Source organism: Oceanobacillus salinisoli, from assembly GCF_009733865.1.
GTDB lineage: Bacteria > Bacillota > Bacilli > Bacillales > Amphibacillaceae > Oceanobacillus > Oceanobacillus salinisoli.
On record NZ_WOFB01000040.1, the window covers coordinates 1 to 20,718 of the forward strand.

The following is a 20,718-nucleotide window of genomic DNA, read 5'->3' on the forward strand; positions in this document are numbered from 1 at the left end:
GAACCGCCGACACACGGATTTTCAGTCCGTTGCTCTACCAACTGAGCTACCGAGCCTTACATGATGGAATCTATTGATTTAAGATGGCGGTCCGGACGGGACTCGAACCCGCGACCTCCTGCGTGACAGGCAGGCATTCTAACCAACTGAACTACCGGACCTTAATAACTTTACTGTAATTGATTTTTTGGTTGCGGGGGCAGGATTTGAACCTGCGGCCTCCGGGTTATGAGCCCGACGAGCTACCAGACTGCTCTACCCCGCGATATGGTGGAGGGTACAGGGCTCGAACCTGTGACCCCCTGCTGGTAAGGCAGGTGCTCTCCCAGCTGAGCTAACCCTCCAATAATTGGTGACCCGTACGGGATTCGAACCCGTGTTACCGCCGTGAAAGGGCGGTGTCTTAACCACTTGACCAACGGGCCAATCAAAAGCGAATTAAATTGACAACGAATGATAATATATCATACTATCAATTAACATGTCAACAGAAAATAAAAATTAATTATTTTTTGTTTACTGCTTTCTTAACAGCAAGATTTATAATAAAGCATATAGAGATAAAAGTCAACACAAACTGATAATATTTTTATCTTTTTTTATTCCTACTATAAAATAAGCATTGTATATGGCACTTTTCCGATAATGTTTAGATTAAACAAAGAGCTTCCCGTAAATATTTTCCCTTAAATATAAAACGGACTTAATTTCGGATAATGGTTGGTACCATATTTACCAATCCGGAAACCTACAAAAATTTCCTCGGGAGTCTTAATGCATGTGTCTGCTATTGTAGCACTAACCTACTGTTACACCTTTATAATGGTTAATTGGAGCGGAAGACAGTCAATTACTAAAAGAATTCGGTAAGCTAGACCAGATCAGGAAGCGTTTTTTTCGAAGTCTGAATCGTTGCCCTATGGTACGCGGACTACCTGGAAAGGAAGTCAACCTAAGCTTACGTAACAGTCTATTTGTTTAGAGTAGCAGTAATAGTTTAGAAAACAGCTTTTAAATAAACTCGCATTCGCTCGTCTTATAGTAAACGTGTTCGTTTTTAAAAGTTGGATGTTCAAACTTGTTACTACATCTAACTCACTTCTCCCCTAAAAATTTATGCTTCTCAAATGTGTAAATAAAGAAGAGGGAAAAGAAGATTATCCCTCTTCCCTTTCCTCCTCTTCATTATCCTCCAGATCCACTCCTTCCAAATCGAGCCAGGATAGCATTTCCCCTACCACTGTATTTACTTTCTCATGAACAACGTCTTCGCCGTATTTTTTCTTGGCTTTTTCGATGTACACCAAAACTTCATCATTATACTTAATAATCGGCTCATCACTTTCAAGATTATTAAACAAATCCAAAATCTCATCTAAAGCTTTATCAAATCGTTTACTTTCTAATTCCGTCGCTTTCATATAAATCACCTCAGTCTATAGCATACCCAAAAAAAGATTAGGGAACTTCCTTCTATAGTAATTTTTACCGTAGAGGAATAATTACAGTTAAAAGCTGCAATATTATTCCAAAATAATGGAACTAAAATGTTTTTTATCTCCTACTGATTGTTAGGCGAACTACTTGCTCTTGCTCTCCCCCATTTATCATTCATATATTCAATTGAGTTTTTAATGAGGTCCTACAGGCACATGTATTATTCGATGTATAAACACCATTCTGTTACTGGGAACATCTGAGCACGTTGAAAACTTGTATTTATTTATCTTTAATTGAAGCAATTCCTTAAATTACTTACATAAAATAACACTTAAGTTACCTTCTTATAGATTTGTAAAGAGTCCTGCTTCATTAATATTCAGACCGTTATCATCTTAGCTATGTCAAACCCGCTTCTTAGCTAAAACTTTACACCTTTCCAACCTGTTAAAAAAATCTTGTAATCCATCTAACAATCCGTTATTATATGTATTTAATAATTGAATAGTCTTCATATAAATTTGGAAATATGGTCCAAAAGTTTCTACCAAACTACCGTAAATAGTTTGACTATGAAGCACATGATAAGATTTCATATGCGATGAAGTGGATGGAATTGTATTTTTTCGTCCAAACTATTAATGGCAGCACGAATATTATCTTGTACTTCCCGTCAAACTCTAGGTATTCCTGGAGTTTTTTTATTTTACCGAAGACATAATTCAAAACATAATAGCAATGAAGGAGATGTTGTGAGATGAAACACCTTTTAGATGTATCCAGCAAACGCATTCCTGCAGATATGGTAATAAAAAATGCAAAAATAATAGATGTGTTTAATTTAGCTATCATTCATGGGGATATCGCGATTGCCAATGGAATGATAGTTGGAATCGGTGAATACGAAGGAAAAGAAATGATAAACGCCAATGGCCGATACATTGCCCCATCCTTTATTGATGGACATGTTCATATAGAATCATCCATGGTTACCCCAAAGGAATTTGCAAAAGTTGTTCTTCCGCATGGGGTAACGACTGTTATTACAGATCCGCATGAAATTGCCAACGTTTCTGGTACGAATGGTATTCAATTTATGCTGGACAATTCCGAGGGACTGGATTTGGATGTATTTGTCAATCTCCCTTCTTCCGTTCCTGCAACATCATTTGAGAATGCGGGTGCAACTTTACACAATGTGCATTTAGAGCCATTTTATAAACACCCACGTGTGCTCGGTCTTGCAGAAGTGATGGATTTTCCAGCCGTGAAAACTGCTGACCAGCACATGCTTGAAAAAATCGAGGCAGCAAAAAAGCATCGTAATCATATGGATGGACATTGCTCTGGATTCGATGAAGATGGTATTAATATTTACCGAGCCGCTGGTATTAAAACAGACCATGAAAGTATTAGCAGTAATGAAATTCAAATGCGCATATCCAGAGGTATGTATGTCATGATTCGAGAAGGTACAACTGCTAAAAACTTGGAAGCATTAATTCATATGGTGACACCAGCAAATGCTCGAAGGTTTCTTTTCTGTACCGATGATAAGCATGTTGATGAACTGTTATACGAAGGAAGCATTGATCACCATATACGGTTAGCTGTAAAACATGGAATGGACTCACTTCAAGCTATTCAATTAGCGACATTAAATGCAGCTGAATGCTTCTCCCTTTCTACAAAAGGAGCCATTGCACCTGGATATGAAGCAGATTTTCTATTTATAGATGACCTTGATACATTGACTATTTCCGAAGTATATAAGGGTGGAAAACTTATTGCCAAAGACGGTGTTTATGTAGGGGACGAAACAAAATCTAACGATGAAAGCAGTGTTAGCCAAAAATTAAGAAAAACAGTAAATCTGCCGCCGATTTCCACCGATGATTTGCAAATTTCTATGGAACAGTCGACAAAAGCTAATGTAATTGAAGTTATCCCTAATCAAGTAACAACCAAAAAGATAACCGAAGAAGTTTTGACGGAAAATGGATTATTCATTCCTTCTGTCGAAAAAGACTTAGCTAAGATTGCTGTAATCGAACGTCATCACCAAACAGGAAATATCGGATTGGGAATCGTCAAAGGATTAGGGCTTCTTGATGGAGCAATCGCTTCAACGGTAGCTCATGACTCGCATAATTTGTTGACAGCTGGTACCAATGATGCGGACATGCTAAAAGCAATGGAAGCAGTCGAAGAAATGAACGGTGGATTAGTCGTAGTCAAAGATGAGAAAGTGATAGGAAAACTAGAATTGGCCATCTCCGGGTTAATGTCTGACAATCCTTACGAGACGGTCATTAAAGAGATGGAATCACTAAACACGGCTTTATCTAAAGTAACCAATCAGAAAACGGCTCATACATTTATTACGTTAGCCTTTTTAAGTTTACCGGTCATTCCTTCATTAAAGCTAACATACCAGGGACTATTTGACGTCGATACCATGCAATTCATAAACATTCCTGTTTAATAGGCGCCTGTCACTTCCCGCATTTTGTTGATTTTTGTCGAATCCCATTCTGCAAAACAGCTTATAAATCAACCGTATATCAAGATTATACCATTTCGACAAATCCCGACATTTCCGGGAAGTGACAGGTACCTCCTAAAAACGATATACTTAGGAAACAGGATTAGTTTGAAAGGAGAATGATACATGACGAAATATACTGGATACATTGGAACATACACTAAAAGGACCAGTGAAGGAATTTATTCTTTTGAATTGGATACCGAAGCAGCTAAAATAACGAATATCAAGCTTGCGGCAAATGTTGGCAGCCCTACATATTTAACTATTACCGATGATAAAAAGTTTCTTTACTCTGTAGCAAAGGAAGATGATAATGGCGGAGTTGCCGCCTATGAAATCAACTCAAATAACGGAGAACTCAATGAACTAAATAAACAATTAGTACCTGGTGCAAACCCTTGTCATGTTAATACCAACAAGGACCATCGTTTCTTATTCAGTACAAACTATCATAAAGGTACTGTTGATTCCTATGTTATTGATATGAATAATGGCAAGGTAAGTCCCGCTGTATCAACGATTAAACACACTGGCAGTGGTCCCGACCCTCGTCAGGAGAAGCCCCATGTCCATTATGCCGGTATGACTCCAGATGAAAAATATTTAGCTGCAGTTGATTTGGGAAGTGATTTACTCGTTACTTACCATGTCAGTGAACAAGGAGAGTTAACTGAAGCCAGCCGATTGGAGACCCCCGCTGGAAGTGGACCTAGACATTTGGAATTTCATCCACATTTGGAGACTGTCGCCTATCTCGTAACAGAGTTTAGCTCAGAAGTTCTGGTGCTATCCTATGATAGCAGTAATGGCAGCTTTTCTATTGTGCAATCAGCGCGTACAATTCCAGAGGATTTTAAAGAAAATAACCAAGGCAGTGCGATTCACGTGTCCTCAGATGGGAAATTTGTTTACTCTGGGAACCGTGGACATAATAGCACTGCCGTCTTTGAAGCTAATGAACAATCTGGACAACTAAGCTTTATAGAAAACACGCCAACAGAAGGTGACTGGCCAAGGGATTTCGTACTCGACCCAAGCGGGAAATTTCTCATTGCAGCCAATCAGGAATCAGACAACCTTACTCTGTTTTCTCGCAGCTCAGAAACCGGTAAATTAACATTAGTACAGAAGGATATCACCGTCCCAGAACCAATCTGCCTTAAATTCCTATAGACTGGTGCCTGTCACTTCCCGCATTTTGTCGAATGGCGGAAAAGAATACACTATTAAATCTAATCAGACATCAAGGGACAGGAAAAACTTATCAAATCATCCAAACAGAAAAAGTGACTGGGATTGTATCAACCACAGATACATTGTTCCAGCTACTTTCTTATTAAGACAATAAAGTTCTGAGCTCTTATTAATCGACAATTTTTGACATATTTCGGGAAGTGACAGGCACCATAATCGTTGGTAATTATATGAAATTTGTCGAAAGTACTTGTAATATGACGTAAAAACTCTTATAATTTTCGATATGTTCTTGTAAATTGTCTATTTCAGTGAATTTTCCGACTATTAAGGTACTTTAGCTTCTAAAATATCTGAAAAAGTCGAAAAATACTAAATTTCTCATGCATTGAAAGTTGTAATTTTTTAAACACTATAGAAAACAGATTGCCTTCACTGCATGATAGACAAATCAATCAAGAAGTATTTCGGTGGTATCCTTAGTCCACTGCACGACAACATAACGAAAAGCATCGGAGGGTTTTTATGGAAACAAAAAACAAAAAGAGTTTTGCAGATAGGTTTTTAAACAAAGTTGAAGTCGCGGGAAATAAACTACCAGATCCCATCGTTTTATTTGCTGTCTTAATGGGAATTATTCTTGCCGCTTCCTTCATTGCTTCCCTATTTAACTTCAAGGCAACGAATCCAGCAACTGGCGAAGTAGTCGAAGCAGTTAATCTATTATCAGGGGAAGGACTGGCATTAATTATATCGGAAAGTATTAATAACTTTAGTGCCTTCCCACCACTTGGAATGGTACTGGTTGTTATGATTGGTATCGGCATTGCGGAAAGAACAGGCTATTTCGAAACTGTAATGAGACGCGTCATTGAAGTGGCACCATACAAACTGATCATTCCAACCGTCATCTTAACAGGTATTATCGGTAACGTAGCTGGAGATGCCGCTCCAATTATTTTACCGCCAATTGCTGCCATGGTTATGATACGCTTAGGGCACCATCCAATTGCCGGTCTTGTTATGGCCTATGCGGCATCACTGGGTGCATTTGCTGCCAACTTTATTCTCGGAATGTCAGATGCATTAGTATTTGGATTTACCGAACCTGCAGCACAGATTGTTGACCCAAGCTACTCAGGAAATATTGCGATGAACTATTACTTTATCGCCGCATCATCTATGTTGCTGCTTCTAGTGATCTATTTTGTGACAACAAAAATCACGATTCCTCGACTTGGCGGTTATCAAGGTGAGGCAATCGCAGAAAAAGAAGTAACGGCTAAAGAGAGAACCGCTTTAAAATGGGCAAACATCTCCATTTTAATTACTGCAGCATTTATCTTAATCCACTTGCTTCCGGAAAATGGAGTATTACGAAATCCGGAAACAGGTTCGATTATTGACGGCTCACCATTCATGGATGGAATAGTGTTTATTCTTACGATTCTATTCTTTGTACCAGGACTTGTTTATGGACTAAAAGCAGGTACAATTAAGAGTTCAAATGACTTCGGGAAAATTTTATCCGAAGCAATGGCAACGATGGGCAGCTATATTGTTCTCGTATTCTTCGCAGCACAAATGCTTGCCTACTTCCAATGGAGTAATCTTGGACCGATAATTGCTATCAAAGGTGCAGAATTATTGGAAGCCCTAAATTTCACAGGTGTTCCACTAGTTATCGGATTCATTATCCTGGCAGCGTTTATTAATATATTAATCGGAAGTGCTTCCGCCAAATGGGCGATTCTAGCACCAGTATTCGTTCCAATGTTCATGTTCTTAGGATATGACCCGGCATTTACACAAATGCTGTATCGAATTGGGGATTCTATTACAAATCCGATTACACCAATGCTGCCATACCTGCCATTACTACTGGCCTTTGCAAAACGCTATGATAAAAATGCAGGACTTGGCACATTAATTTCCAACTTGCTCCCATATTCGATAGCTATATTTATCGTATGGACCATCTTTATTACTGTATGGTACTTACTTGGAATTCCAGTAGGTCCTGGAGGCCCAATTCATTTACCGTAAAATTTATATACGACAGTTCAAAAAGTTCGATGTAATTTTTAATCGGACTTTTTGAACTGTTAAAAAGAAAATCTTTTCAAAAGTTAGTTGCTATTCATTACCATCGTTGAAAAAACGTGACATAGTGTAGTGCAAGGTTGATTCCCGCTCCGGGCAGTATGTTTTCCGTAGCAATTGGAAGCACCAACCATCATATAAATTTACGTCACAGTCTATACATTTTGTATCCAAAAGCAACAAATCTTTTCGGGTGGGATGAGTAACCGAGTCCCATCCATTTATAAAAACAGCCTAAAAAGAAGGAGAGTTACAACATGGATTTAGAACAACAAATAAAAGAAATTATGCCAAGTGTCATCGACTGGAGAAGAACGATGCATCAGCATCCAGAAGTATCTTTCGAAGAGCACTGGACAAGTCAATATATCGAGGAAGAACTGCGTAAGATTGGAAATATTGAGATATCAAGACCCACACCAACCAGTGTGCTGGGAATTATTAAAGGGAAGAAGCCTGGAAAGAAAATTGGCTTACGTGCAGATATTGACGCCCTTCCCATTCATGAGGAACGGGACGACTTGGAATTCAAGTCAAAAGAAGACGGGGTGATGCACGCTTGTGGACATGATGGTCATGCTTCCATTCTACTCGGCGCAGCCAAGGTTTTAGCTGACAACACCGAATCTCTTTACGGTGAAATTTATTTGATTTTCCAGCATGCAGAGGAACTTCCACCAGGTGGAGCTCAGGAAATGGTAGCGACAGGACTTTTTGATGATTTGGATTTCATCTACGGACAACATCTTTTCTCCACGATACCACTTGGAAAAATTGGAATTAAAAAAGGACCGGTAACATCCAATTCCGATACCTTTGAATTGGTGATCAAAGGTAAAGGTGGACATGCTGCCATGCCGGAAAACTCGATTGATCCAGTGATTGTTGGAACACAAATCGTGAATCAGTTCCAGACCATCGTTTCACGGATTACGTCACCACTTGATTCTGTCGTGATTTCAACTACGAAATTCCATGCAGGTTCGGCGAAAAACATCATTCCAGATACAGCTGTTTTGGAAGGAAGCGTTCGTACCATCCAAGAAGAAACACGTGAATTAGTGAAGGAAAAGATGGAAAAAGCAGTAGCATCTATTTGTGCTTCCTATGACTGTGATTATGAGTTTGACTTCCAATATGGCTACAGTGCCGTCGTAAACAACGAGGAAATGACCGAAAAAGTAATCGACATGGCAACGAAAGCCTTTGGAGATAAAGTATTCGAATACCCACTAGGCATGGGTGGGGAAGATTTTTCCGCATTCTCAAGAGTAATTCCTGGCACGTATGCATTTATCGGTGCAATGAATGCGGATAAAGGATTTGATTATCCGCATCACCATCCAAAATTCGGCCTGGATGAAGACAGCTTTATTGACGGTGTGAAAATGATGGTTCATGTCGCACTGGAAATGGCTAAATAATATAAGGAGAGCAGTACACCTGACTGGTGGACTGCTCTTTTTTTGCCTCTTTACTTTTATCACCTATCCCGATTTCTTTCAACAAATCTTTGTTGTACGATCAATACTCCCTGATCAGAAAACTCGTATTCGCTCTTTTAACATCATTACGCGGCCCCCATTAATACTGCCAATATATTTTCGGCCAAAATAGTCTGGCCAAATAATTTTTAAGTTAACCCTCTCAACCCGTTAGCAATTCCTCATACTGTGCCAAACAGAACTACATCTAAAAATGACATTGGAATACCGACCATAGCCATTAAACTAAGATTTAAAGATTGCACTTGAAAAAAAAACACTATAAATTTATTCGTGCAATGGCATACCGTATGCACTATAAAAGTAAAATCGATGGCATTCACCTTTTTTTTGGTAAATGTCATCGATTAGAAATAATATTTTCCAATCGTAAAAAAAGCGATGCACTTAACCGTGCATCGCTTTTTTAGGTTGCTCTTCCTGAACGTTTGCTTTCTCTCTTTCTTCTTTACGGATTTTAAATGGTGCCACAATTAGAACGGCAATTAAGACAAGTCCAAGATAGCCAATCAACGGATAGAAATAAGCAACTAAATCTGTAAATCCTACGAAACTTGCAGCATACCCAACAAGCATCGTTATAATGAAAAACATTTTAAATTTACGTGTCCCGACCTGGGCAAATCGAGCAGTAAACGAAAAGAACATACTAATTGCTGTATTAAAAATCATCGCAAATAACACGAGGGACATAATCACACTTAATGAAGGGGATATATTATTTACAATGCCAAGCATCGGCATGTCCAGGCTTCCAACTTCTTCTACTTTTGCAAAAATAGCCATGTGACTTAATAGAATTAATATACCTAAACCTAGTCCACCAACTAGACCACCCCATGCAGCTGTTTTACGATTTGGCTCTGCACCGCCCATAACGATAGCCATCGATGCCCCTACTGCTGTATTAAAGGATACATAATTGATAGCTGAAATAAACCAATTCGGCAATGTAGTTGGCTGCTCTTTTGCCAAGCTATCCAAAGCAAGAATGGTACCATCAATCGTCAGAAAACTATAAACAGAAATCATCATGACAAATAGAATAAGAAAAGGTGTAATACCTCCAATAACCGCTACAACACGGTCCACTTTCAACATACCTACCAGCATAACTAGAATCGCCATTATCGTCGTTCCAACCACTAAAGGAAGACCAAACTGCTGATTCAAATTCGATCCTGCCCCGGCAATCATGACAACTCCTACACCAAATAGCGTGAAGATAAGAATATAGTCGATAATTATCCCTAATATACGTCCACTAATAGGATATATGATTTCTTTATGCGACGTTGTTTTAGCACGGCTGCCCAACCAGACAAGTACCATTCCAACATAAGCGAAGAAAGCAGTAGCAATAATTGCGCCTAAAATCCCCATTATTCCAAAACTAGTAAAATATTGGAGAACTTCCTGTCCGGAAGCAAATCCAGCACCGACTATCACCCCGATAAGAGCGCTTCCAATCTTAAAAATATTTTTCATGCTAGTTCCTCCTTAAATGTCTACAAGATTTAGTATAACAGTTTCATTCTATTTGTCTATATACTAAAATAAAAAGTAATATATTTGTTAATTTACACAAAACAATGGATAAAAAAAGCGCAAGCGCCCGTTTAGCGACGTACGGAGGTGAGGGAAGTCCGCTAGTCGCTGGGCGATGGAGCTAGACATCTAAGCGCAAAATTTTATACTTTCCTAACGTGTAAAACAGAACGCTCCATTCATAACGTGTATCTTCAATTAGTGGATTTTTTCATGAATAGCAAACATAATGAATGGTACAAAACTAGTAAAGTGAAATACGAAGAGACTCCTTGAAAAGGAAGCCACTCAAATGGAGGAATTATATATATGAATAACTTTCCGAATCAACCAGAACAATTGAAAAATAGCTTGAATGAGGTTATGGACTCTCCTGAACAATTAGCCGACCGAATTGCAGATATTTTTGAATGTCCTATAACAATAGAAGACTCCAATCATCATGTCGTCTCCTACAGCAAACATACAGAAAAAATCGACGAGGCAAGAATTGGGACAATTATGAATCGCAAAGTTCCTGATAAAGTCATTAATGGTCTCTGGAAAAAAGGGGTGATGCCTAGATTAATAGACAGTGACGACCCGATTATCATTCCGGAAATGAAGGAAATAGGCCTTGGAAACCGGGTTGCTGTCTCCATACGAAAAAAGAATGAAATCCTTGGATTTATTTGGGCTCATACCGGTGATAAAAAGTTGAGCGAAGAAAAATTACAGCTTCTTAAAGAGGCTGCCTTGCTTGTGAAAAAATTCTTCCTAAAGCGCCGTCAGCGGAAGAGGAAATCAGAAGAAGGCAATAAAGATTTTTTCTGGCAATTATTAACCGGTGATATAACCGATAACAATGAAATTCAGCAACAAGCCAAACAATTTAACATGGTTTTGGAAGGAAAAATGGCTATCGTTGTCATTCAATTTCCGGCTAATGTGACTGAACAAATGGAAAAACATGCCTATTATTTATCCGAAACACGGGTCAATGTTCAAGTTGTTTCACGATTATTTGACGAAAATAAGTTTATCATGCTTGTCCGTTTTATAAAAGAAGATCATCCATCTAAACTGGTTACTGATTTTATTCACCAGTTTATTGAAAAAATCAGTGATCAGCTGAACTTACAAGGGATTCTCGGTTCCTCCGGGATTGTTGTTGAAGCGCCTCACAAGATAAAAGATTCCTACAAGCAAGCGGAAAAGGTCCTGGAGATGAAAGCGAAATTCCCGGAAGAGCTTCAATATACTTATCTATATGATGAATTGGGCGTTTATCAATTTATTGATGAACTGTATAAAATAAGAAAACAGCAGAATAATAAAAATAAGTATATCGAAAAACTGCAGACTTATGATACAAAACATCGCACTTCCCTCTTGCCAACCTTACGTGCTTACTTGCAATCGGACTGTAATGTTTATGATGCTGCAAAACAGCTCTTTATTCATCCCAATACGATGAATTATCGTCTAAAGCGGATTCGGGAAGTTGCAGAATTAAATTTAAAAGACCCTAATCAAAAAACAGCCATTTATCTTGATTTGATTGTGGAAAACATGACAGAAACATGATTTGTGTAAATACACAAATCATGTTTCTTACTTTCATTTTTTTGAATAAGGCATTATGAATACAAAAGCGATACGATAGCAATATAGACTTGATATGAGGAGATGAGAAATATGATTATTGGCGTACCTAAGGAAATTAAAAATAATGAAAACCGCGTGGCTATGACCCCAGCTGGAATAGTACATTTAATTAATGCTGGCCAAACTGTTATTATAGAAAAAGATGCAGGACTTGGAAGCAACTTTACGGATGAAGAATATAAAGAAGCTGGTGCACAAATTTTTGAAAACGCTTCAGATGTTTGGGGAAAAGCAGATATGATTATGAAGGTAAAAGAACCTCTTCCATCTGAATATAAGTACTTCCGCAAAGGATTAATTTTATTCACTTACCTTCATCTTGCTGCAGCACCTGAATTGGCAAAAGAGCTTGCAGAAAAACAAGTAACGGCAATTGCATATGAAACGATTACCGTAAACGGCACATTACCATTACTTACTCCAATGAGTGAAGTTGCTGGACGCATGGCAACACAAATTGGTGCTCAGTATTTGGAGAAATCAAAAGGTGGCAAAGGTATTCTTCTTGGAGGAATTCCTGGTGTAAGCCGTGGTAAAGTAACGGTTATCGGTGGTGGAGTCGTTGGTACAAATGCTGCTACCATTGCGCTTGGACTAGGTGCTGACGTTACAATTATCGATCTTAACCCTGCCCGTTTGCGTCAATTGGATGATATTTTTGGTTCTAGAATTCAAACGCTCATGTCCAATCCGTACAATATCGCAGAAGCAGTGAAACATTCTGACTTAGTTATTGGATCCGTATTAATTCCTGGTGCTAAGGCCCCTAAACTTGTTACGGAAGAAATGGTTCAATCCATGCAGCCTGGATCTGTGATTGTCGATGTTGCGATTGACCAAGGTGGAAACTTTGAAACCGTGGACCATCCAACAACACATGATGATCCCATCTATATTAAACATGACGTCCTCCATTATGCCGTAGCAAATATTCCTGGTGCTGTACCACGTACGGCAACTGTCGGCTTAACGAATGTGACCGTACCATATGCAGTGCAAATTGCTACAAAAGGGGTTGCCAAGGCTGTTCAGGATAATCCTGCTATCAGTACCGGTGTCAATGTGGTAGACGGCAATGTTACTTATGAAGCGGTTGCCCATGACCTTGGATATGACTATGTTCCAGTTCAAGAAGCAATGAAAGATTCTGCACTAGTATAATATATAATATTTAAATATACCGTTCCTCTTCTCTATGGAAGGGTATTTTTTTCGCAGGGCAGAAATATCCCTAGACGTTATCCATCACATGGAATAGCCGTTAAAGAAGAAGCACTTCGTCTGGCTCAAAACTATGGCTATAAATATATAACAAAGAAAGACTTGGTCATTGCTACGATTCCAATTGGGTATACCGACTGAATTCTCCAGAACAGCAAACATCGTCTGTTGGCCGAATTTGCATGGATTAGTCCATGATTGACGTAACCTAGTCTAAAAAAGCAGATGGCAATAACATCGTCACGATTTTTGCGATCCGAGTGACGGCTATATTTTAATGGTGAAGTTACTGGGCAAATGAATACGATTCATTATGTAACGGATATTTAAATGGCAAACGGCGTGTTTATGTGAAAAGTGGGAAGGTTAAAAAGAAAAAAGGGCAGCTGACGAAGCAGCTTGCCCCCATTCCAGTAAATTTTAATGTTGAAGTGGAATCAACCGGTTTCGCTTTTTAATATGAATCCTTTTCGGAAAACACAGCTATACTGTCTTCCATGAAGTAGTCAGCGGTGCTAAGACTGTTTTCTGTAATATCATCACTCAGACTTAAAATTTTCGTTAATACCCGTTCAGCCTCTTCTCCCTCCAGCGGTGTGGGCTGGTAATTGTTTCGGTTCGTTTCAGAAGAGATACTTGCTGGAATAATTTTGATGTACTTTTCATCGGTCAATTCGTTGAAGGAAAAATGGAAGGTTTGCTGAAAAACAAACGTATCCTTGTCACTTGGATTCCGGTTCCCTCCAAACATAAAATTCCCCAGACTGTAGACAATGAATTTATCATTATATTCTTCAATCCCCTGAACAACATGAGGATGATGACCGAGCACCAAGTCAGCACCAGAATCGATGGCAAATCTCCCTAAGGACTGCTGTGCGGAGTTAGGATGGTAATGGCGCTCTTCTCCCCAGTGGAAATTGGCAATAATGATTTGTGCACCTTGTTCTTTTAAATAGTCTATATCCTTTGTCATCTGTTCACGCACTTCTGCAGAATCGTACCAGCCGGTGTATCCAATCGCTCCCACTTTAATTCCCTTGATCTCTTTAAAATAGACACGGTCATAACCAAAGGAATCAATACTGTATTTATTCAGATTTTCGATGGTTTCCTCATACCCTTTTTGCATGTAATCAAATGTATGATTGTTCGCTAAGTTGACCGCTTCCACACTGGTTAAATTCAAAATTTCTGTATAGGTTGGGCTACCCTTGAAACGAAATAACTTTTCTGCCTTCTGCTCACTAGTTGTTAAGGTAGTCTCTAAATTTACGATGGTCATGTCATCATTTTCGAAAATGGACGTTACATTCTTGCCGAAATGCTCCAGCCCTGCTTCATCTACCTCATGATGAAAGGTTCCATAATAACCGAAGCTGTCATCACTACCAATCGTTACATCACCCGCTGCACTTATCGTAAAGGACGTTTTGTAATTCGTTACTTCCTCAATCACTTCCGAAAGTTGATCCAGGCTGAAATATTCGGATTGCATTATCGGCGAGGGATTCAATGGAGTATTTTCCACAATTGGAGGATATGATGGAGAAAACATAATGCTTAAACTAAGTAAAAAAGGAAACATAAAAATTCACTCCGATATAATTTATTGATTTAAGATTAAAATTTATCAGAATTATAACAAAACAGGTTTGCATTTTACTGTAAAACCTTGACAGAACCAACCAACATTCCTTCGACAAATTTCGGGAAGTGACAGGCACCAAATTGGGTATACTAAGGGGAAGGAATTCATTTTTAAGGAGTTGATTATCATATGGGCGCGATTGAACGGAACGGATATCGTTTTGAACCCGAATATAGTGTGATTGAACAGAATGGCGCGATTCACGTATATAAGCAAGGTGAGTTTGTGGAGGAAATTAAGTTTACCTTTTCCGGGAAGTTTCCAGAGTTGGACCAAATCGAAAGGATGGTTGATGAGTATTGTGAGGAGCATGGGATGGAATGATTTAAGGGAGTTGAAATCTGTGGTCACGTTACTTCCCAATAAGCAATAAAGGGATGAGGCTGCCGCCTATCCCTTTCAACTTTACTATGCCATTTTATTTTATCCGCTCTTCTAAAAAAGCCCGGACAACATACTTGCCACCTGAAAATTTAGCTATGTCTAATCCACTTCATGCTGAAATTTTGTACTTTCCAAACGTGTAAAAAAAGAACCATCAAACCTTTCCGTTCAATGATTCTTTCCATTCGACAAAATTCGGGAAGTGACAGGCACCAAATTAGGCTTCTTTTTTATGCGGGGTTTGTTCTTTTTGTCTGGTTGATGCTTTTTTTCCATGTACAATATAGTAAATAAACATAGAAAGAAAAGCGATTGCTGCCATACTTAAGTATAGTCCACGAAATCCTGTTAGAGGCAGTACAAATCCTAGTAGAAACGGTCCAATTCCAATTCCAAAATCATAGAAGACAAAGAATGTTGAAGTTGCCAGTCCAATTCTGTGTATTGGTGCTTCATTCACTGCAACCGTTTGTGCACTTGACTGAAGTGTTCCGAATCCAACACCAATAACTGCTCCAGCGATGAGCAAAATCCATCCATGAGAAGCCAAACTCAGCAGTACAAGTCCTGATCCAAATAATAAAATAGATGGATAAATCACCGCGTTTTCCCCTTTAAAATCAAAGACATGACCAGTGATTGGCCTGGACAGTAAAAGAAAAACAGCGTACATCACGAAGAAAAAACTAGCTGCATCAACTAGGTTTATTTCTGTTGCATATGAAGTTAGGAACGATAAAATACTTGAGTAGACAAATCCGCTTATCCCTACAAAAATAGCTATCGGAATGGCTTTTTTCTCAAAGTAATTACTAATTCGGAATCCTTTCTGTGGAGTGATACTTTTTTCTTTATCCTGTTTCTCTTCAGGTACTTTTAAAAACAATGTTGTGATACAAGCAATGATAGCGAACAAGGTAGTTGTCACAAATATCATTTTGTCTTCTAAATACTGGCTAATGACTAATCCTAAAAACGGTCCGATTGCCATGGCCAGATTCATGCTCGTCGCAAAATATCCCAGCCCTTCACCACGCCTCACCGCTGGAATGATATCCGCAGCAATGGTCCCAGTTGCAGTAGTACTAATTCCAAAAGCAAAACCATGAATAAATCGGATCAATAATAATAAACCGAGGTTATTGATTGGAAAATATAGGACCATAATAAGTAAAAACAGACTAAGGCCAATTAATAATAACTTCTTCTTACCGACCGTTGTAATCACTTTTCCAGCAATTGGCCTTACGATTACTGCACCGAGAACAAAGATACTGGAAGCAAGTCCTGCTACACTTTGCGATGCTTGAAAATTATCTATCGAATAAACGGTTAATGTCACCATTAACATGTAAAATGAAATAAATAATAAAAAGTTTGAAGTGGAAACCATTAGAAAATCCTTGGTCCATAATTTTGGTTTTCTACTCAAACTCATTCCCTCCCTTTCTATAATTTCCTTTTTAAAAGCTGGATGGTATGTAATGTTGCTTTCTGATCAGACTCTGGTATTCCTTCCATCAACTTTTGTTCAAAGGAAGCAACTACATGTTTTGCTTCTTCATATACTTGCATTCCTTTCTTTGTTAACTGAATTCTTCGCTCACGCTTATCTGTGCTCGGAATTCTCTCAATCAGTTTCCGCTCTTCCAGTCGATTGACCGTTCGAGTAATGGTTGGTTTTTCTACGTCCAGATAACTGCTGATATCCACTAAAGTAGCCGTCTCAAATTGCTTTAAATAATAAACTATTAACCATTGGGAATGATACAAGCCAACTTCAACTAACTGTTCATTTAGTTTTTTAGTAAAAGACCTTGTAAACTGTAAATTCTGATGAAAAAAAGAATGTAGCATAAAAAAACTCCCCACCTTTAGTTACCTAGGTAACTATACACCCAAAACTCCAATTTGTCCAGTTGGTGCCTGTCACTTCCCGGAATTTGTCGGAATGTGTCGATGTGAATGGGATAAAGATAGGGTAACCTTAGTTAGGCTACCCTTCGAATATTCATGATATAAGGAGGAAAAATAATGGAAGATTTAGCTGAAATACATGAGGCGGTTTTCCTTCCTTATTTCAATCATCATATTCGATTTTTATTTTTTACAGCCAAGCCGCTCCAACAATGATAAGCAGAATAAACAATACGACAATTAACGCAAAGTTACGTCCGCCGCCAAAACCTGCTGTGCCATATGCTGGTGCGCCGTATCCATATCCAGCATGAGCTCCGTAACCGAATCCCATCATAACACTCCTAACATAAGAATTTTGTCTGGAGATTTAGTAACCAAAACCGACGTAAGAGGTACCAATAATGATTAATAGAATAAACAACACTACGATCAAGGCAAAGCCTCCACCATAGCCGAAACCACCTGCTACAGGTGCGCTCATAATAAAACACCTCCTTAAGCATTTACAGAATTACTATATGTTATTTCACCCAATTTGATATGGTTATTATCCCAATTGCGAAAAATCTGGGCACTTTCCCCAGTTATCACGGTATCAGTGCTATATATAAGTAAGGAACAAAAAGATAAAATCTATCATAAAATGGTGTAACACTTTTTAGGTAAAGTATTTGTTCCTATTCCCTTTTTAAAGGAGTGCACAACTAGATGGCCATTCGAAAAGCAACTTACATGGAAACACAGCAGATTTTAAATTATGCTCTGGATGTGATGAATGAAGCGACTGCAGGACATGTTGAAGGTAGCTATGAGAAGGCAATTCAACTGATATCTCCTTTTTTGAAAAATGGAGGATATTATCTAATTTATACGGATGGGAAAGCAATTCAAGGGTGGATCGGCATTGGCTTCTCCTATGATCCTTATACAGACAAAACGGTCGGAATGATTCCAGAATTATTTGTATTGCCTGCATATCGAAACAAAGGAATTGCAAAAAAACTCTGTGATGAAGCAATTGAGCACTTAAAGCAAATGGGTTACTCCAATATTCAATTAAATGTCTTTGCCGGCAATCCTGCCAAAAAGCTTTATGAAAAACTGGGTTTTCATGAAGTATATACGTTAATGGAATTGGAAGTGGATTAGAAGTTTTCCGTATTCAAGATCCCACTTCCCGGGATATCGGTGTAGGAAGGATAATACCGGGGAGACACAAAGATCGAATTCCTCACATGGAAGGCTGAACCCATAGCCCTATCACTCCCCTCAGCATGAACGACTTGACCTCCGCAGCATTCCCCCTCACCTCTCCACCTATCAAAAGTTCCCATTCATTAGCCTTTTATCGAAGCAGCCCCTTCAAATTACTGGCTGATTTTCACTTGGATAATCTAATCTTCTTTTATCACTGCAAAGAGTGCTGCATCTTTAAAGAATCCCACTATACGAACAGCACATTTGTGTCCTTTTTGGTACATAAAAAATTTTTAGTATGTCAACTCCACTTCATGCTAAACTTTATATTTTCCTAAAGCGGAACAAAAGCGCAAGCGCCCGTTTAGCGACGTACGGACTGCGCCTGGCCATGCCAGGTGGTTCAATGTTGCTGCGCAAAGCAGTGGTCTTAATCGAACATTCCACTGCCGCAGGAGATAAAGGAAACATGCCCCTTCATAGGGGTATGCCGACGCCTGAGCGCTAGCCCGCTTTTAGTCGGCCTTCCTAAAAACCTGAGTCGATGTTGACTTTCACCGCAAGGGTATAAGTGCGACTAAGCCTCTGGTTTCACCAATCAGCAAGTCTTCTTTATCGTACGGAGGTGAAGGAAGTCTCGCTAGTCGCTGGGCGCTGGAGCTGGATGTGGCTACTTAAAGTAATAAAAATTATCCACAGTTTTACATTTTATAATTTCGCTAAGCAATAAAAAAAGAAGCCTGCCTCAAAATAAGACAGGCTTCCATACATATAGGTTAGCGGAAAGTTAATCATCAGCTTTATTTTAACTTCATAATATCAGCGATAATTTTTGGAAGATCTGTATTGTCATAAAATCCAACGAACTGCTCAGATTGTGGTCCATAAGCATATACTGGGATATCTGCACCAGTATGGTTCGTGCTCGTCCAACCAACAAGTGCATAATCACTTACCACTGTGTTAATGGCAAACGCTGGATCGTCTGCTTCCTGAATGCCTTGAATCTCTTGCTCTGTTAAAGTTAATCCAGTATAAGTTTCCACGACTTCACGAACATTGGAACGATCTTCATTTAGCTGCGTGGCCATGTAGTCACCTGTAGCTGTAACATTTTGAAGTACATCTGCGTTTAAGTCCAAGGATCCGTTCGCACCAGTAGTCATCCCACCAGTATCATGGTCACCAGCAACAACGACTAATGTTTTCCCGTCCTCTTCTGCAAAATTAATTGCTTCTTCTACTGCTTGTTCAAATGCTGCAACATCAGACATTGCCCATGCTGCATCATTATCATGTCCAGCCCAGTCAATTTGGCTTCCCTCAACAACAAGGAAGAATCCATCCTTATCTTCTTCCAATATATCAATTGCCGTTTTTGTCATTTCACCTAAACTTGGTTCTTCCGTTTCTCCACGGTGTAATTCTGGAGTAAGTGCTTCATCTGCAAATAGACCAAGCAATCTTTCTCCATTTTCAACATTTATTTCATCGATATCCAGTAATTCATCACGAGTTTCAACTAGATTAAAGCCCTGTTCTTCTGCTTGCTCTATTAAATTTAATTCTTCTTGATTTCCACCTACGGATTCTGGAAGGAAGTTATTTTTTCCTCCACCAAGCATAACATCCACATCACTAGAGACTAACTGTCTAGCAATTTCTGTTTCATTGTTGCGATCCTCCACATTTGCAACAAAGGCAGCAGGAGTAGCATGAGAAATAGTTGAAGTCGCTACTAGTCCAGAGGATTTTCCATTTTCTTCTGATGCCTCAAGAATAGAAGTCAGCTCATTTCCTTCTGGATCAATTCCAATCGTGCCATTATTTGTTTTTTCACCAGTTGCCATTGCTGTACCAGCAGCAGCGGAATCTGTAACATCATAATCAGCAGAGTGAGTCGTAAACATCCCTTTTAAATGGCTGTCCCAAACCGCTTCTTCACCCTTATACACACGATAATTGGAAGCATAATCCGCACTAAATCCGTCTGGAATCATGAAGATCACATTTTCTACTTTTCCATTATTCCCTTTGGCATTTCCATTCCCCGGATTTTCAGGCTTAGCCGCATCTGCCGTGCTCAAGCTCAATCCTGATAAAACAAGACCAGTACTTAAAGCAACAACACCTAGCTTTTTAAACATTGAACCTCTCCTCTCAATTTTTACTACACTGCTAGTTTAATAGATTCATATAAAATAGAAGTTAAATACTGGTAAAAGTTCAATTAAAAAAGTTCAGGCTAAACGACTATGACTTCTTTCACACTGCTAGCTATAAACATTGCTATAACAAGGAAATGACGATAAAAACCAATCTATTATTTCTCTCACGATTAGTAGGATATCACCTGCTTC

General features: G+C 38.9%; 16 protein-coding genes, 4 tRNA genes and 1 riboswitch. Of the genes, 8 read left to right on the forward strand and 12 right to left on the reverse strand.

What is annotated here, in order from left to right; all coding sequences use genetic code 11:
• Positions 1-84 precede the first annotated feature (84 nt).
• The 5 genes from GMJ66_RS19055 to GMJ66_RS19075 form a co-directional block, all read right to left on the reverse strand.
• Positions 85-161 (reverse strand) — tRNA-Asp (locus tag GMJ66_RS19055).
• 27 nt (positions 162-188) lie between these two features.
• Positions 189-265, reverse strand: a tRNA-Met gene (locus GMJ66_RS19060).
• Positions 266-268: 3 nt separating this feature from the next.
• Positions 269-344 (reverse strand) — tRNA-Val (locus GMJ66_RS19065).
• Positions 345-350: 6 nt separating this feature from the next.
• Positions 351-425 (reverse strand) — tRNA-Glu (locus tag GMJ66_RS19070).
• Between the two features lie 732 nt (positions 426-1,157).
• Positions 1,158-1,421 carry an atypical membrane-integrating protein (Mistic protein) gene (locus GMJ66_RS19075; RefSeq protein ID WP_156291907.1) on the reverse strand — a complete coding sequence of 88 codons (264 nt, stop codon included), beginning with the start codon at positions 1,419-1,421 and terminating at the stop codon, positions 1,158-1,160.
• Positions 1,422-1,931: 510 nt separating this feature from the next.
• Positions 1,932-2,033: riboswitch (purine riboswitch) on the forward strand.
• 164 nt (positions 2,034-2,197) lie between these two features.
• Here GMJ66_RS19075 and ade point away from each other — a divergent pair.
• The 4 genes from ade to GMJ66_RS19095 all read left to right on the forward strand — a co-directional run bounded on the left by ade (position 2,198) and on the right by GMJ66_RS19095 (position 8,709).
• Positions 2,198-3,925 (forward strand): adenine deaminase, encoded by a 1,728-nt coding sequence (gene ade / locus GMJ66_RS19080; protein ID WP_156291908.1) that lies wholly within the window; start codon positions 2,198-2,200, stop codon positions 3,923-3,925.
• Positions 3,926-4,111: 186 nt separating this feature from the next.
• Positions 4,112-5,161 (forward strand): lactonase family protein, encoded by a 1,050-nt coding sequence (locus GMJ66_RS19085; protein WP_156291909.1) that lies wholly within the window; start codon positions 4,112-4,114, stop codon positions 5,159-5,161.
• A 546-nt stretch (positions 5,162-5,707) separates the two neighbouring features.
• Complete coding sequence (locus tag GMJ66_RS19090) at positions 5,708-7,228, forward strand: AbgT family transporter (RefSeq protein WP_156291910.1); 1,521 nt, start codon at positions 5,708-5,710, stop codon at positions 7,226-7,228.
• A 314-nt stretch (positions 7,229-7,542) separates the two neighbouring features.
• Entirely contained in the window at positions 7,543-8,709 is a 1,167-nt protein-coding gene (locus GMJ66_RS19095) for a M20 metallopeptidase family protein (RefSeq protein ID WP_156291911.1), read from the forward strand.
• Between the two features lie 468 nt (positions 8,710-9,177).
• On the opposite strand, the gene GMJ66_RS19100 is transcribed toward GMJ66_RS19095, so the two are convergent.
• Positions 9,178-10,278, reverse strand: a complete 1,101-nt coding sequence (locus tag GMJ66_RS19100) for a YkvI family membrane protein (protein WP_156291912.1) — start codon at positions 10,276-10,278, stop codon at positions 9,178-9,180.
• A 369-nt stretch (positions 10,279-10,647) separates the two neighbouring features.
• Between GMJ66_RS19100 and GMJ66_RS19105 the strand changes: the two genes are divergently transcribed.
• Together GMJ66_RS19105 and ald are read left to right on the forward strand one after the other, a co-directional pair.
• The gene (locus GMJ66_RS19105) at positions 10,648-11,904 is read left to right on the forward strand and encodes a PucR family transcriptional regulator (RefSeq protein ID WP_156291913.1); all 1,257 of its coding nucleotides are present in this window, start codon (positions 10,648-10,650) and stop codon (positions 11,902-11,904) included.
• 111 nt (positions 11,905-12,015) lie between these two features.
• Complete coding sequence (gene ald, locus GMJ66_RS19110; protein ID WP_156291914.1) at positions 12,016-13,146, forward strand: alanine dehydrogenase; 1,131 nt, start codon at positions 12,016-12,018, stop codon at positions 13,144-13,146.
• Positions 13,147-13,660: 514 nt separating this feature from the next.
• Here the strand turns inward: ald and GMJ66_RS19115 are convergent.
• On the reverse strand, positions 13,661-14,794 hold the full coding sequence (locus GMJ66_RS19115) for a CapA family protein (RefSeq protein WP_156291915.1): 1,134 nt from the start codon (positions 14,792-14,794) through the stop codon (positions 13,661-13,663).
• A gap of 192 nt (positions 14,795-14,986) precedes the next feature.
• Between GMJ66_RS19115 and GMJ66_RS19120 the strand changes: the two genes are divergently transcribed.
• A complete protein-coding gene (locus GMJ66_RS19120; RefSeq protein ID WP_156291916.1) occupies positions 14,987-15,181 on the forward strand; it encodes a YbxH family protein in 195 nt (64 codons plus the stop codon).
• A 277-nt stretch (positions 15,182-15,458) separates the two neighbouring features.
• Here the strand turns inward: GMJ66_RS19120 and GMJ66_RS19125 are convergent, their stop codons facing one another.
• From GMJ66_RS19125 to GMJ66_RS19140, 4 genes are all read right to left on the reverse strand, one after another.
• Complete coding sequence (locus GMJ66_RS19125; protein WP_407939249.1) at positions 15,459-16,673, reverse strand: MFS transporter; 1,215 nt, start codon at positions 16,671-16,673, stop codon at positions 15,459-15,461.
• Positions 16,674-16,690: 17 nt separating this feature from the next.
• Positions 16,691-17,098: a MarR family winged helix-turn-helix transcriptional regulator gene (locus tag GMJ66_RS19130; RefSeq protein WP_156291918.1), complete on the reverse strand. Its 408-nt coding sequence runs from the start codon at positions 17,096-17,098 to the stop codon at positions 16,691-16,693.
• A gap of 250 nt (positions 17,099-17,348) precedes the next feature.
• Positions 17,349-17,492 carry a YjcZ family sporulation protein gene (locus GMJ66_RS19135; protein WP_156291919.1) on the reverse strand — a complete coding sequence of 48 codons (144 nt, stop codon included), beginning with the start codon at positions 17,490-17,492 and terminating at the stop codon, positions 17,349-17,351.
• Positions 17,493-17,528: 36 nt separating this feature from the next.
• Positions 17,529-17,642 (reverse strand): YjcZ family sporulation protein, encoded by a 114-nt coding sequence (locus GMJ66_RS19140; protein WP_156291920.1) that lies wholly within the window; start codon positions 17,640-17,642, stop codon positions 17,529-17,531.
• 227 nt (positions 17,643-17,869) lie between these two features.
• Between GMJ66_RS19140 and GMJ66_RS19145 the strand changes: the two genes are divergently transcribed.
• Complete coding sequence (locus GMJ66_RS19145; RefSeq protein WP_156291921.1) at positions 17,870-18,310, forward strand: GNAT family N-acetyltransferase; 441 nt, start codon at positions 17,870-17,872, stop codon at positions 18,308-18,310.
• 848 nt (positions 18,311-19,158) lie between these two features.
• On the opposite strand, the gene GMJ66_RS19150 is transcribed toward GMJ66_RS19145, so the two are convergent.
• Positions 19,159-20,505 carry an alkaline phosphatase gene (locus GMJ66_RS19150; RefSeq protein WP_156291922.1) on the reverse strand — a complete coding sequence of 449 codons (1,347 nt, stop codon included), beginning with the start codon at positions 20,503-20,505 and terminating at the stop codon, positions 19,159-19,161.
• Positions 20,506-20,718: the final 213 nt, after the last annotated feature.

Coding starts and splice junctions, on each gene's coding strand:
- GMJ66_RS19135 (WP_156291919.1), bottom strand. CDS start 17,492: ATGGGATTCGGTTACGGAGCTCATGCTGGATATGGATACGGCGCACCA.
- GMJ66_RS19100 (WP_156291912.1), bottom strand. CDS start 10,278: ATGAAAAATATTTTTAAGATTGGAAGCGCTCTTATCGGGGTGATAGTC.
- GMJ66_RS19105 (WP_156291913.1), top strand. CDS start 10,648: ATGAATAACTTTCCGAATCAACCAGAACAATTGAAAAATAGCTTGAAT.
- GMJ66_RS19140 (WP_156291920.1), bottom strand. CDS start 17,642: ATGAGCGCACCTGTAGCAGGTGGTTTCGGCTATGGTGGAGGCTTTGCC.
- GMJ66_RS19150 (WP_156291922.1), bottom strand. CDS start 20,505: ATGTTTAAAAAGCTAGGTGTTGTTGCTTTAAGTACTGGTCTTGTTTTA.
- GMJ66_RS19075 (WP_156291907.1), bottom strand. CDS start 1,421: ATGAAAGCGACGGAATTAGAAAGTAAACGATTTGATAAAGCTTTAGAT.
- ade (WP_156291908.1), top strand. CDS start 2,198: ATGAAACACCTTTTAGATGTATCCAGCAAACGCATTCCTGCAGATATG.
- GMJ66_RS19095 (WP_156291911.1), top strand. CDS start 7,543: ATGGATTTAGAACAACAAATAAAAGAAATTATGCCAAGTGTCATCGAC.
- GMJ66_RS19085 (WP_156291909.1), top strand. CDS start 4,112: ATGACGAAATATACTGGATACATTGGAACATACACTAAAAGGACCAGT.
- GMJ66_RS19090 (WP_156291910.1), top strand. CDS start 5,708: ATGGAAACAAAAAACAAAAAGAGTTTTGCAGATAGGTTTTTAAACAAA.
- GMJ66_RS19115 (WP_156291915.1), bottom strand. CDS start 14,794: ATGTTTCCTTTTTTACTTAGTTTAAGCATTATGTTTTCTCCATCATAT.
- GMJ66_RS19120 (WP_156291916.1), top strand. CDS start 14,987: ATGGGCGCGATTGAACGGAACGGATATCGTTTTGAACCCGAATATAGT.
- GMJ66_RS19130 (WP_156291918.1), bottom strand. CDS start 17,098: ATGCTACATTCTTTTTTTCATCAGAATTTACAGTTTACAAGGTCTTTT.
- GMJ66_RS19145 (WP_156291921.1), top strand. CDS start 17,870: ATGGCCATTCGAAAAGCAACTTACATGGAAACACAGCAGATTTTAAAT.
- ald (WP_156291914.1), top strand. CDS start 12,016: ATGATTATTGGCGTACCTAAGGAAATTAAAAATAATGAAAACCGCGTG.